The 11843-nt window shown below is 75.3% G+C and carries 11 protein-coding genes; all 11 read right to left on the reverse strand.

Annotated elements, in window-relative coordinates; genetic code table 11:
• Positions 1-19: 19 nt before the first annotated feature.
• The 11 genes from RIM90_RS04675 to RIM90_RS04725 all read right to left on the reverse strand — a co-directional run bounded on the left by RIM90_RS04675 (position 20) and on the right by RIM90_RS04725 (position 11729).
• On the reverse strand, positions 20-682 hold the full coding sequence (locus RIM90_RS04675) for a response regulator transcription factor (RefSeq protein ID WP_309059252.1): 663 nt from the start codon (positions 680-682) through the stop codon (positions 20-22).
• Positions 679-2037: a sensor histidine kinase gene (locus tag RIM90_RS04680; RefSeq protein WP_309059253.1), complete on the reverse strand. Its 1359-nt coding sequence runs from the start codon at positions 2035-2037 to the stop codon at positions 679-681. Before RIM90_RS04680 ends, RIM90_RS04675 begins: the two co-directional genes overlap by 4 nt.
• A complete protein-coding gene (locus RIM90_RS04685) occupies positions 2030-3253 on the reverse strand; it encodes an acyltransferase (RefSeq protein ID WP_309059254.1) in 1224 nt (407 codons plus the stop codon). Before RIM90_RS04685 ends, RIM90_RS04680 begins: the two co-directional genes overlap by 8 nt.
• Entirely contained in the window at positions 3246-4250 is a 1005-nt protein-coding gene (locus RIM90_RS04690; protein WP_309059255.1) for an alpha/beta hydrolase, read from the reverse strand. Before RIM90_RS04690 ends, RIM90_RS04685 begins: the two co-directional genes overlap by 8 nt.
• Positions 4251-4610: 360 nt before the next feature.
• Positions 4611-5489 carry an alpha/beta hydrolase gene (locus tag RIM90_RS04695; protein WP_309059256.1) on the reverse strand — a complete coding sequence of 293 codons (879 nt, stop codon included), beginning with the start codon at positions 5487-5489 and terminating at the stop codon, positions 4611-4613.
• A 197-nt stretch (positions 5490-5686) separates the two neighbouring features.
• Positions 5687-6913 carry a kynureninase gene (gene kynU, locus RIM90_RS04700; protein ID WP_309059257.1) on the reverse strand — a complete coding sequence of 409 codons (1227 nt, stop codon included), beginning with the start codon at positions 6911-6913 and terminating at the stop codon, positions 5687-5689.
• Positions 6906-7736, reverse strand: coding sequence for a tryptophan 2,3-dioxygenase family protein (locus RIM90_RS04705; RefSeq protein ID WP_309059258.1), 831 nt, complete (start codon positions 7734-7736; stop codon positions 6906-6908). The genes kynU and RIM90_RS04705 overlap by 8 nt, the downstream gene beginning before the upstream one ends.
• 138 nt (positions 7737-7874) lie before the next feature.
• Positions 7875-8795, reverse strand: coding sequence for a hypothetical protein (locus RIM90_RS04710; protein ID WP_309059259.1), 921 nt, complete (start codon positions 8793-8795; stop codon positions 7875-7877).
• On the reverse strand, positions 8792-9412 hold the full coding sequence (locus tag RIM90_RS04715; RefSeq protein ID WP_309059260.1) for a flavoprotein: 621 nt from the start codon (positions 9410-9412) through the stop codon (positions 8792-8794). The genes RIM90_RS04710 and RIM90_RS04715 overlap by 4 nt, the downstream gene beginning before the upstream one ends.
• Entirely contained in the window at positions 9409-10749 is a 1341-nt protein-coding gene (locus tag RIM90_RS04720) for an insulinase family protein (RefSeq protein ID WP_309059261.1), read from the reverse strand. Before RIM90_RS04720 ends, RIM90_RS04715 begins: the two co-directional genes overlap by 4 nt.
• Entirely contained in the window at positions 10746-11729 is a 984-nt protein-coding gene (locus RIM90_RS04725) for a M16 family metallopeptidase (protein WP_375165398.1), read from the reverse strand. Before RIM90_RS04725 ends, RIM90_RS04720 begins: the two co-directional genes overlap by 4 nt.
• Between the last annotated feature and the right edge of the window lie 114 nt (positions 11730-11843).

The following is an 11843-nucleotide window of genomic DNA, read 5'->3' on the forward strand; positions in this document are numbered from 1 at the left end:
CGGGCCGCGCCGGGGCCCCTCAGTACCCCGAGGGACGGACCAGTCCCGACTCGTACGCGAACACCGCCGCCTGGGTGCGGTCCCGCAGCCCCAGCTTCACCAGGATCCGGCCGACGTGCGTCTTCACGGTCTGCTCGGCCACCACCAGCCGCACCGCGATCTCCGCGTTGGACAGGCCCCGCGCGATCAGCGCGAGCACCTCCGTCTCGCGCTCGGTGAGGCCGCCGACGCGCTCCTTCAGCGGCGAGCGGGGCGCCGGGTCCAGACGGGAGAACTCGGCGATCAGCCGCCGGGTGATCCCGGGCGCGAGCAGCGCGTCCCCGGCGGCCACCACCCGGACCGCCTCGGCGAGCTGATCGGCCGACGCGTCCTTCAGCAGGAAGCCGGAGGCCCCGGCGCGCAGCGCCTCGTACACGTACTCGTCGAGGTCGAAGGTGGTCAGCACCAGCACCCGGACGTGCGGGGTGGCGGCGGTGATGCGCCGGGTGGCCTCGATGCCGCCGAGTTCGGGCATGCGGATGTCCATCAGGACGACGTCCGGGGCGAGTTCGGCGACCTGCGCGACCGCGTCGAGTCCGTCCACCGCCTGACCGACCACCTCGATGCCGGGCTGCAGGTCGAGCAGCACGGTGAAGCCCTGCCGGACCATCTGCTGGTCGTCGGCGATCAGTACGCGGATCATGCGGTGCCGTCCTTGGAGTGGAGGGTGGGACCGGCGGCGGCCCCGGGGCGGGAGCCGACCGGGAGGCGGGCGGAGACCTTGTAGCCGCCGGCCCAGGGGCGGGCGGTGAGGTCGCCGCCGAGCATCACGGCCCGTTCCCGCATGCCGAGCAGCCCGTGTCCGGCTCCGGGGGACGGCGGCGCCTCGCGCGTGGGCCGGGTGTTGACCACCTCCACGCGCAGCTCGTGCGGGTGGTAGGCGAGGGCGACGTGGGCGGTGGCGCCGGGGGCGTGACGCAGCACGTTGCTCAGCGCCTCCTGCACGATCCGGTACGCCGACAGCTCCACGCCGGGCGGCAGGGGCCGCCGCTCACCGGTGATCCCGGTGGTCACGGTCAGTCCGGCGGCCCGGGTGTTCTCCACCAGTGCCCGGAGCCGGTCCAGGGTGGGCTGGGGCGCGTGCGGTGCGGTGCCGGAGGTCCCGGAAACGTCCTCGCGTTCGTCGGCGGCGGGGTGTTCGGAGCGCAGGACGTCCAGCACGCGGCGCAGTTCGGTCAGGGCCTCGACGGCGTTCTGGCGGATGCCCGCGAGGTTCTCCTTGAGTTCGTCCGTCGGGTCCTGCACCAGGTGCGGGGCGACCTGGGCCTGGATGGAGATCACCGACATGTGGTGGGCGACCACGTCGTGCAACTCCCGTGCGATGCGGCTGCGTTCCTCCAGCAGCGTGCGCCGGGCCCGCTCCTCGGCGGTGAGCGTGGTCTGCTGCACCAGCTCCGCGCGGGCCTCGCGGCGGCCGCGCAGGGCGGTGCCGAGGACGACGACGACGGCGAACAGGGTGACGGCGAGCTGTCCGGTGGGCAGGTAGTTCCGCCCGCCTATCAGCCCCTGGACGGCATAGGTGACCAGCGCGGTCAGGGCCAGGGCCTCGACCGAGACGCGGGTGCGGACCCGCAGGGCGAGCAGCAGCAGGACGAACAGGTGGGCGATCAGCCCGGCCGAGGTCCAGGGCCAGGTGAACTCGTACGCGCCGGGGACCATCCGGGCGCGCACCGCCATCGCCCCGACCACCGTGGTCGCGAGCGACAGCCACCACGCCGGGAGCGGCCGCCACAGCGCGAGCACCATCGCGCCGGCCTCGGCGAGAGCGATCAGGAAGGCGGTCCCGCCGTCGAATCCGCCGTGGTCGTCGAGCTGGTCCGCGTCACCGAGCAGCACCCCGAACGCGGCCAGGCACACGAACCCGTGCGGCACCCAGCGCAGCCACACCGACGGCGGCAACGGGTCCGTCCGCCAGGTCCACAGGTCGTCCCGCAGCACCCGCAGCCACCGCAGGACGAGCTCCACCCCCTTGTCCGCCACGCGGCTCAGCCTAGACATGCCGTACCCCCTTCGCCGTGCCCCGGTCCGACGACCGGTGCGCCCGCACCGCCCGGGACCGCCGCCCGCGCCGTCCGCCGCCCCGCTCCCGGGACCGGAAGGCCGCCCAGCAGACCGCGAGGGCGAGGGCGAGCACCGGCAGCCAGGCCAGCCGGGCGGCGACCCAGCCGAGGCCGTCGGGGACGGTGTGCAGGCCGGGGAGGGGGCCGGCGAGCAGACCGGTGGCGGTGACCGCCATGAGGGCCGTCTGGTGCCAGAGGAAGACCGTCATCGCGGAGAGGTTGACCAGCGCCACCGCCGCCCACGCGACCGGCCGGCGCATCGCGCCCCGCAGCCGCTCCCGCAGCAGCAGCGCGAGCCCGCACTGGGCGAGGCCGAAGGTGACGGCGGCCAGCGTCGGCGGGTCGAGGTTGGAGACCCCGGCGCCCGGGACGCCGACCATGGAGGCCGGGTAGCCGGCCCCGGCGACGAGCGCGGCCGTGGCCGCCGTACCGCCGAGGAACAGGACCCAGGCCGGGCGGCGGCGCTCCAGCTCGCCCCGGGTCCAGGCGGCGCCCAGGGCGTACGGCACCAGCCAGCCGGCCGCCAGGTTCAGCAGGCCGAGCCCGTCGGGGGCGCCGAGGCCGAAGCGCAGCAGGTCCACGTGGAGGACGACGGCCAGCGGCCACAGCGGGTGCAGCCGGGTCAGCAGCGGGGTCGCGGCCGTGAGGGCGGCGAAGACCAGCAGGAACCACAGCGGGGACAGGGCCAGCTTCACCAGCGTGCGGACGGTCGCGTACTCGGCGCCGGAGAGCAGGAGCGCGACCGTGACGGCCGTCCACAGGCCGAGGACGGCGGCGACCGGCCGGAACAGCCGGGCGAGCCGGCCGCGCAGCCAGTGGCGGTACGGGACGCCGCGGGCGCGGGCCGAGGCGTGGGAGCGGGTCGCCACGTGGCCGCCGACCAGGAAGAACACGGCGAGGGTCTGGAACAGCCAGGAGACGGGGGCCAGCCAGGGCATGTGCTGCAGCGGGCTGGCCGTGCGCAGGGTGCGGCCGTCCGCGACCAGCGCGGTGACCAGCCAGTGGCCCAGGACGACCCCGAGGATGGCGACGGCGCGCAGGGCGTCCACGGCGCGGTCGCGGTGGTCCGGGGTGGCCGCGTCGACGCGCCCGGCGCCGCGCCGTACGCCGTCCCGCAGACCGCGGGGGAGACTCCGCAGGGCCGGGTCACTCATGGGTCACCGCCTCGGTCTCGCCCAGGACGATCCGGGTCAGGTTGGCCAGGGAGGTGGAGCCGGGGGCGAAGTAGTCGCTGTGGCCGCCGTCGCCGGCCGCGAAGACGCGGGCGCCGAAGTCCGGGGAGACGGGGTCGGTGCCGAAGCCGACCGTGGTGCCGAGGAGTTCGGCGCTGAGGTGCGGGACGTGCTCCACCCAGTCGCCGGCGCCCCGGGCCGCCCAGATCCGGGCGCGGGTGCGCAGGTCGGCGGCGGTGTCGGCGCCGGTGCCGGGGCTGCCGACGAGGACGATGTCGTCGACGTCCAGGCCGGCGGCGGCACGGGCGCAGACGACGGAGCCGTAGGAGTGGCAGAGGAGGGAGATGCGGGACCGCTGTCCCGTGACGGTGCGCAGGTCCGCCACGAGCGAGCGCAGTCCGGGGGCCGCGCGTTCCGCCCGGTCCGTGGTGGCGACCGCGGTGCCGATCGTGCCGGGGGTCTCGTAGCCGAGCCAGGCGACCACCGCCGTCCGGGTGCCCGCCGGCGCCATGGGGGTCCCCCCGCTCGAGCGGAGCCGGGGGCGGGGGAGGGTGAGGCGTTCGTGCAGGGCGACGGCGGCGGCACGGAACCGGCCGTAGGTGTCGAGGCCGGTGTCGGAGCCGGGGACCAGGACGGCGACGCGGTCGGCGCGGGCGAGGTCGCCGAGGACCTCGGTGACCCGTCCGGGGCCGCGGCCGTCGAAGGCCAGGAGCTGCCGGGAGGGGTCGGCCAGCGCGCGGTCGGCCGCCGCACGCCGCCGGTCCCCGTGGGCGGCGGCCGTCCGGGCCGCTTCCCCGGCGCCTGCGCGGTGGGCCGCGTAGATCGCGTCGAGGGTGGCCGCGGTCGGCGGGACGGGCGTGGCCGGTGCCGGGGCGGGGGTGCGCGGCCGGGCCGCTCCGGCCACGGGCACGGCCACGGCCGAGGCGATGAGCACGGCGAGGGCGGTGCGCCGCCACCGGCCCACCGGCCGTCGGCGCACCCTCCTTCCTCTCACCCATCGTTCGGCCACCGGGGCGGCCGCCGTCGGCGGGGCGCCGGTCACGGGAGCGGCGCGGTGCCCGGACCGTCCGTGTGCCCGGGGCCCTTGCGCCGGTCCGCTCCCGCCGGCGGGCGCCGACGCGCCGGCCGCGCCCCCGCCGTGCCCCGCCGCCCCCGTCCTCGCCCCCGGCCCGTGCCGCAGTCCCATGGTCGTCCCGCCTCCCCCTCCGCCCGGCCATCGGGCTTGCCGGAAAGGGAAGTTACGGAGCGGCGCGGGTAACCCGCGTCCCGCCGGGGGACTCACCCGCGGAGTAGCTCTCAGGTATGACGGGTGTGACCGGGGCGCCCCCTGGGAGGCGTGTCACCAGGCGAGTTGGGCGATCTCCTCCGCCACCACCGCGCAGGCGTCCGCCGCCGGGTCGATCAGCGGGAAGTGGCCGACGTCCTCCAGCAGCGTCAGCCCCACCACCTCGCCGGCCTTCGCCGCCGCGTCCGCGTACGCCTCGGCCACCGGCAGCGGGACGTCGATGTCGGTACGGCCCTGGACGAGGGTGGTGGCGATACCGGTGGGCAGCAGCAGCGCGGGGTCGGCGTACGGCCGGCGCTCGACGAACCCGTCGTCACCGCCCAGCAGTTGGCGTGCCGCGCCGCCGCACACGTCCAGCTTGTCGGCGACCGCGAAGTCGGCGATCGGGGCGAGGGCGACCACACCCCGCAGGGGCGCGGGGCGGTCCGTGCGCCAGGGGGCGTCGGCGGGCAGGAGGTGCCGGGCGGCGCCCCACAGCGCCAGGTGACCGCCGGCGGAGTGGCCGGTGACGACCACGCGGCGCGGGTCGGCCTGCGGAAGGTGTTGCCGGACCAGCTCGGGCAGGGCGTCCAGCGCGGCGGCGACGTCGTCGAAGGTGTCGGGCCAGCGCCCCGCGACCGGGTCACCGCCGCCCGTCTCCCCCGCGCCGCGCCGGTACTCGACGCTGGCCACGGCGAAGCCCCGGCGGGCCAGGAACGCGGCGAACGGGCTGATGTGGCGCCGGTCGCAGGGGGCGCGCCAGGCACCGCCGTGCAGGACGGCGACCACGGGCGCGGGTCCGCCGGGACCGCCCGTGCCGCGCGGGGCGTAGAAGTCGATCAGCTGGTCCGGGTCGTCGCCGTAGGCCGCGGTCGCGTCGGGGTCGACCGGCGGGTGGGAGAGGGCCGACTCCTCCTCGGCGGCGGCCCGGGCTGCTGCGACGTCGTCCGTCATGCTCCAACCTCTCAGCGATCAAACGTACTTGGCGGACCAGGGAAGAATTCGGCCGTTGGCCGGGACGGTATCAGGACGATGATCGGCGTGGACATGGGGATATCACGCTCGGTGAACGCCTCCGCCGACGGCACGGCCCACGCCGCGGCGAACGCGGCGTGGGCCGGGACGCACGTCACCGGTCCGGCGGCACGGCCTCAGTCCCCGGCCTCCGCCAGGACCTCGGCCAGCACCTCCGCCAGCACCCGTGCCGCGCGCTCCACGTCCGCGAAGCCGACGTACAGCGGGGTGAAGCCGAAGCGGAGCACGTCCGGGTGGCGGAAGTCGCCGACCACCCCGCGTTCGATCAGCCGCTTCATCACGTCCCCGGCGTCCGGGCAGCGCAGGGCGACCTGGCTGCCCCGCTCCCCGTGCGCCCGCGGGGTCAGGCACGCGACCCGGCCCTTCGGGACGTACTCCTCGACGCACTCCAGGAAGAAGTCCGTCAGCGCGAGGGACTTGGACCGCACCGCGTCGACCGTCACGCCGTCCCAGACCTCCAGCGCCGCCTCCAGGGCGAGCATGGAGAGGATGTCCGGGGTGCCGACCCGCCCGCGCACCGCGCCCGCCGCCGGCTCGTAGTCCGGGCGCATGCCGAAGGGCTCGGCGTGGGAGTTCCAGCCGGGCAGCGGGGAGTCGAACCGGTCCTGCAGGTCCGCGCGCACATAGAGGAACGCCGGTGCGCCGGGGCCGCCGTTCAGGTACTTGTAGGTGCAGCCGACCGCCAGGTCCACGCCGTGCTCGTCCAGCCCGACCGGCAGCGCGCCCGCGCTGTGGCACAGGTCCCAGACGACGTACGCCCCCGCCGCGTGCACGGCCGCCGTGAGCGACGGCAGGTCGTGCAGCCGGCCGGTGCGGTAGTCGACGTGGTTGAGCAGCACCGCCGCCGTGCGGTCGCCGAGCACGCCCGGGACCTCGGACGGGGGGACCGGGCGCAGGGTGCAGCCGGTCATCCGGGCCGCCGACCCGGCGATGTAGCCGTCGGTGGGGAACGTGGTCGCGTCGACCACGATCTCGTCCCGCCCGGCATCGGCCGACCGCGCCAGCCGCACCGCGCCCACCAGCGCCTTGAACACGTTGACGCTGGTCGAGTCGCCGACCACGACCTGCCCGGGCGCCGCGCCGACCAGCGGGGCGATCCGGTCGCCGATCCGCTCCGGCGCCGTCCACCAGCCGCCCTCCGTCCAGGACCGGATGCGCAGCTCGCCCCACTGCCGGCGGACGACGTCCTCGATCCGGCCGGGGACGGCGGCGGGCAGGGCGCCCAGCGAGTTGCCGTCCAGGTACACCGCGCCGTCGGGGCCGTCGAGCACGAACTCGGCGCGCTTGGCGGCCAGTTCGTCGGCGCCGTCCAGCTTCTCGGCCTTCGGGGTCAGCTCAGACATGGGATCGCGCCGTCCACAGCTCGGGGAACACGTTCTTGCGGGCCCGCTTCTCCAGCCAGGCCACCCCGGCCGAGCCGCCCGTGCCGGCCTTGGCGCCCATCGCGCGGCGGGTGGCGACCAGGTGGTCGTTGCGCCAGCGCCACACCAGCTCGGCGACATCGGTCAGCGCCTCGCCCAGACGGGCGACCTCGTCGCGCTCGTCACCCGAGTAGACGGCCGCCCAGACCGCCTCCACCTCCGGCGACGGCTCGTACCGCTGTGACACGTCGCGTCGCAGCACGTCCTGGGGGACGGCGTGCCCGCGCCGGGCGAGCAGCCGCAGCACCTCGTCGTACAGGCTCGGTTCGTGCAGCGCCTTCTCCAGCTCGGCGTGCGCGCGCGGCGCGCCCCGGTGCGGGACCAGCATGGACGCGGACTTCTCGCCGAGCAGGAACTCCAGGCGCCGGTACATCGCCGACTGGAAGCCGGAGCCCTCCCCGAGGGCGCCCCGGTAGGCGTTGAACTGCGCCGGGGTGAGGCCGCTCAGCGGCTTCCAGGAGGCGTTCAGCGCCTCCAGCTCCCGCACGGACCGCTTCAGCGCGTCGATCGCGGTCGGCACGTCGTCGCCCCGCAGCGCCTGCGCCGCCGTCTCCCACTCGTGGACGATGACGGTGAACCACAGCTCCATCACCTGGGTGGTGACCAGGAAGACCATCTCTCCGGGATCGTCGGAGAGGGTGTGCTGGAGGTGGGTGAGGACGTCGGCCTTGACGTAGTCCTCGTAAGGGGTCGTTCCCTCGAAGTCGAGATGCGGGGTCTCCGGCTCGTGAGCCTCGTGGGACATCGCTGTCTCCTGTTGTGTACTCCGGGTAGCGGTCCGCCCCTGCCGTTACCGGCACGGGGGCCCCGGTCCCCACGGGGCATCCTCCGCAATCGTCCCCCACCGCCGCAAGGCCCGCCTGCCCACGGGCGGGCCCGGTCCCTACCCGCCGGGGGCCGGCGTCCGTACGCCCACGGCGTCCAGAGCAGCATGCCCCGCGGTGTCCACGAGGTCCGGGAGGAGGGCGATGCAGTGCTCCAGCCCGTCGTTCCAGCCGACGTACGTCGCGTAGTCCGAGACGTGGACGACGCTGCGCAGTCCTGCGGCGAGGGGCAGCAGGGCGGAGCCGGAGTCGAGAGGGCCGTGGCCGGCGAGCAGCGCGGCGGCCAGGTCCACGAGCAGCGGGGTGTGGGCGGGATCGGCCAGTCGGGCCATTTCGGCCAGCTCGCCGAGCAGCCATCCGAGGTCGAAGGCCGCTGGGCCGTGGGTGAGGGATTCACCGGTCAGGAGGACGGTGCCCGACGGGTCGGGCGACGGCACGATCACCCCCACCGAGGGTTCGCCGTGCAGCAGGGCGGGCCGTGCGGAGGCCGTGTCCGTCAGGGCGTCGCACCAGGCCGCCAGCTCCTCGACCCGGGACGGCCCCAGCACGGCCGTGAGCCTGCGGTGCGCGTGGTCGTCGGTGGAGCGCAGCCAACGGGACAGGCGGCTGATCGGGGGTGGCGGGAGGGCCGGGACCGGCAGGACGGGACCCCGGGCGTGAAGGGCGCGCAGGGCACGGCCCACGGTGCGCATGGCCCGGACGAGCGGTTCGGGAGGTCCTGTCCGGGCGGCCGGGGGCCAGATGCGGTGGCCGAGGGACAGGCCACCGGGGGCGCGGTACTCGTACGTGCCGTCCCCCCTGTACTCGGCTTCCGCCAGGCCGACACCGGCGGGGAGCGGTGGGAGGGCGCCGCTGGGCGCCGAGTCGCCGGTCAGGACGTCGCGGCGCCAGAGGTACTGCTCGCCGGCACGGTAGACACGTGTGCGCAGTCTGCCCGTACGCATGTCGTGCAGGGGGGCGCTGTGCTCTTCCCCGCTCATGCCGCCTCGGCCCGCAGCGCCGTCCGCTTGGCCTCCAGCCTCTCGATCACTGCGGGGAGCGGGGGCGGGACCTGGGCGTCGTGGCGCCCCGTCGTGACGCTCAGCGCTGCCGTGGTGGGTGCGACCACGACATTGCTCCGGGCCGCGAGCGTGGCGAGGTGCTCGCGGACCGTCTCGCTCCGGTCGGCACCGGGCGGCAGGCAGGGGGCGACGGCCACGGGGGCCTGGAGGCACTGCAGGGCGAGGAGCACGGGCGTGTCCGTGATGCCGGCGGCGTAGCGGCTGATGAAGTTCACGGTGGCCGGGTAGACGAGCACCGCGTCCGCCCACTGGGCGAGTTCGACGTGGACGGCTCGGGCGCTGCCGCCGGCCGGCCACTCGTCGACAAGCGTCTCCGATCCGCTGAGGGCGTCGAGGGCCGGCCGTGTGACGAACCGCTCCGCACTGCGGGTGACGACGGTCCGCAGGGCGAGGTCCGGGTAGGTCAGGCGCAGCCAGCTGACCCAGGTGGGGAGCTGCCAGGCGTGCAGGGCGCCGGTGCCCACCAGCAGCAGGCGCTCCATGCCGAGCGTCGGCGCGGGTGCGGCGAAGGGGTTGGAGGGCTCGGAACGGCTCATCGGGGTTCGTCTCCGCGGAGCTCGGGGGTGAGGACGGTGGCGTCGCCGACCACCACGGATGCCGTGGGGCCGGGGCTCAGGTAGGTGCGGGCGGCTTCGGCCACCCGGGCCCGGGACACGGTCCGCAGGTGCGTGGCGTAGTGGTCCGTCCAGTCGAGCGGGATGTCCCAGCAGCACAGCGTCGAGAGGAACTGGGCCAGGGCGGCGGGGGACGCCCGGAGGGCGGCCAGCATTCCGAGCTGGTGGCGCCGCGCGTTCTCGACCTCGGACGGGGTGAACGGACGGGTGGCCGTCCCGGCCCACTCGTCGCCGACCTCGGCCAGCACCGTCTCCGTGTCCGCCGTGGCGCAGGAGCCTTCGAGGAGGATGCCGTGGGTGCCGAGCGTCCGGTCGAAGGACGACGCCACATGGCAGGTCAGTCCCAGCCCCTCTCGGATGCGGAGCACGAGGCGGGAGGAGAAGTAACCGGCGAACACCGTGTGGGCGAGGGCCAGGGCCGGATAGTCGTCGTGTGCGGGGGCCTCGGCCGGGAAGGCCATGAGGAAGTGCGACTGGAGCGCTCCGGGGCGGTGGACGGTCTTCCGGGCCGGCGGGCCGCCCGCCGCGGGGGCAGACGGTGCGGCGGCCTGCGTGCCTTCGCCGGTGGGGCACTCGGCGAACGCCTCCTCCGCCAGGTCCATGGCCCTCTCGGAGGCGATGTCGCCGACGATCACCAGGTGCGCCCCGTGAAGGCGCAGCATCTCGCGACGGGCGGCTTCGACGTCCGCCGTGGTGAGGGCGGCGATCGCGTCCGGCGCGGGCAGGCCGGCGAAGCAGCCGAGGGGCCCGAACCGCATGCGCTGGAGCGCGTCGCGGGCTGTCGTGGCGGGATGGGCGTTCGCCGCGTGGGCGCGCCGGGCCAGCCGGGCACGGGCGCGTGCCACCGGATCCCCGGGTGTGCTCCCCCCGGTGAAGGCGAGGGTGAGGTCCTGGAGCAGACCTGCGAGTTCGTCGGAGGGCGCGTGGGCGGTGACGATGAACCACTCCGCCGTGCGGCCGGCGCGAAGCTCGTGCTCCGCGCCTCGGAGCACCGCGTCGGCCAACAGGTCCGCCAGCGCCGACTCCCGCTGCGTCGCGGGTGTGTACGGAAGCAGGAGCTGGACCTCCACCGTCGCGGCGTGAGGGTCGTGGACGGCCACGGCGCGCAGGCCGCAGGGCAGTGAACGCCACACGGGGGCGGGCAGGCCGACCCGCTCGTCGGAGCCCAGTGGGGGCAGCGGTCTGGGCTCGACGGCCGCCAGGTCCGCGGCGCTGCGGTATCGGTCCCGCGCCGGCAGCGCGGCAGGGGTCCGGGTCATGCGGTCCCTCCTCGTCGTTCGGGGCCCACGGTCAGCACCGCGGGGGCCTGGGCCATGAGACGGGCGGCGGCCACGGCGACGTCGGCCGCGTCGACCCGCGCCAGCAGAGCGGGTACCTCGGCGACGAGGGCGGGCCGGGCGTGCAGCAGGGTGAAGGCACCCAGGCTGCGGGCGTGCTGGAGGGGGTCTGCGTGGCGTCGTGCCCATCCCGTGCGCAGCCGCCGTACGGCTCGGTCCAGGTGATCGGTCCGTGGTCCTGCGCAGGCCAGCGCGGCCAGCTCCCGGTGGACGAACGCGGCCAGGTGGCGAGGGTCGTGGCCGTCGTGGTGGAGCGTGACGACCAGCGGCTCCGGAGCGCGTGCGTCGAAGGGGCCGAAGAAGCCGCACTGCACCTTCACCGCTGACAGGGGCACCCGCTGCCGGGCGGCGGCAGCGGCGAGTCCGCCCGGTGCGGTTCCGGTGAGCATGCCCGCGAGGACCACGTGCGCCGCGTAGCCGAGCGGGTCGGTACGGAAAGGCGGCAGGCGGAGGCCGACGGCGGTGGCGTACAGCCGCGTCCGTTCCTCCACCGCATCGTGGAACAGGGGGGTGTGCGGCGGCGGCTCGGCCAGGTCCGGCTCGGCGGCGCGGTCCCGCGCGGGGATGGGGCCGAAGTGGCGCTCCACCATGCCGGCGACGCACTCCTCGGACAGGTCGGCGACGACGGTGAGCACCGCGTTCGACGGCGTGTAGTGGGCGTCGAAGAAGGCGGCGCAGTCCGCGACCGTGGCGCGGGCGAGGTCGCCGAGGTCGCCGTACCCGTTGTGCGCGTTCGAGAAATCCCGGTACATCACGGCGGGGAGGTCGATCCACGGAAACCCCCCGAACGGGCGGTCGAGGATGTTGCGCCGGATCTCCTCCCTGACCACACCGAGCTGGGTCCGCAGATTCTGCTCCGTGAATTTCGGTGCGTACATGCGGTCGGATTCCAGGAACAGCATTCTTTCAAGCGCGGATTCCGGGGCGCATTGATAATATTCAGTGTAGTCCTGCCGGGTCGACGCATTCACGGATCCGCCGGACCCCTGAATCACGGAGAAGTGCTCCGCCGGGGC

It is taken from the genome of Streptomyces sp., from assembly GCF_031181555.1.
GTDB classification, from domain to species: Bacteria; Actinomycetota; Actinomycetes; order Streptomycetales; family Streptomycetaceae; genus Streptomyces; species Streptomyces fimbriatus.

What these genes read in the sequence shown, in the direction of transcription:
- RIM90_RS04710 (WP_309059259.1), bottom strand. Translation starts at nt 8,795, where the DNA reads ATGAGCGGGGAAGAGCACAGCGCCCCCCTGCACGACATGCGTACGGGC.
- RIM90_RS04715 (WP_309059260.1), bottom strand. Translation starts at nt 9,412, where the DNA reads ATGAGCCGTTCCGAGCCCTCCAACCCCTTCGCCGCACCCGCGCCGACG.
- RIM90_RS04685 (WP_309059254.1), bottom strand. Translation starts at nt 3,253, where the DNA reads ATGAGTGACCCGGCCCTGCGGAGTCTCCCCCGCGGTCTGCGGGACGGC.
- RIM90_RS04695 (WP_309059256.1), bottom strand. Translation starts at nt 5,489, where the DNA reads ATGACGGACGACGTCGCAGCAGCCCGGGCCGCCGCCGAGGAGGAGTCG.
- kynU (WP_309059257.1), bottom strand. Translation starts at nt 6,913, where the DNA reads ATGTCTGAGCTGACCCCGAAGGCCGAGAAGCTGGACGGCGCCGACGAA.
- RIM90_RS04725 (WP_375165398.1), bottom strand. Translation starts at nt 11,729, where the DNA reads ATGCTGTTCCTGGAATCCGACCGCATGTACGCACCGAAATTCACGGAG.
- RIM90_RS04675 (WP_309059252.1), bottom strand. Translation starts at nt 682, where the DNA reads ATGATCCGCGTACTGATCGCCGACGACCAGCAGATGGTCCGGCAGGGC.
- RIM90_RS04720 (WP_309059261.1), bottom strand. Translation starts at nt 10,749, where the DNA reads ATGACCCGGACCCCTGCCGCGCTGCCGGCGCGGGACCGATACCGCAGC.
- RIM90_RS04705 (WP_309059258.1), bottom strand. Translation starts at nt 7,736, where the DNA reads ATGTCCCACGAGGCTCACGAGCCGGAGACCCCGCATCTCGACTTCGAG.
- RIM90_RS04680 (WP_309059253.1), bottom strand. Translation starts at nt 2,037, where the DNA reads ATGTCTAGGCTGAGCCGCGTGGCGGACAAGGGGGTGGAGCTCGTCCTG.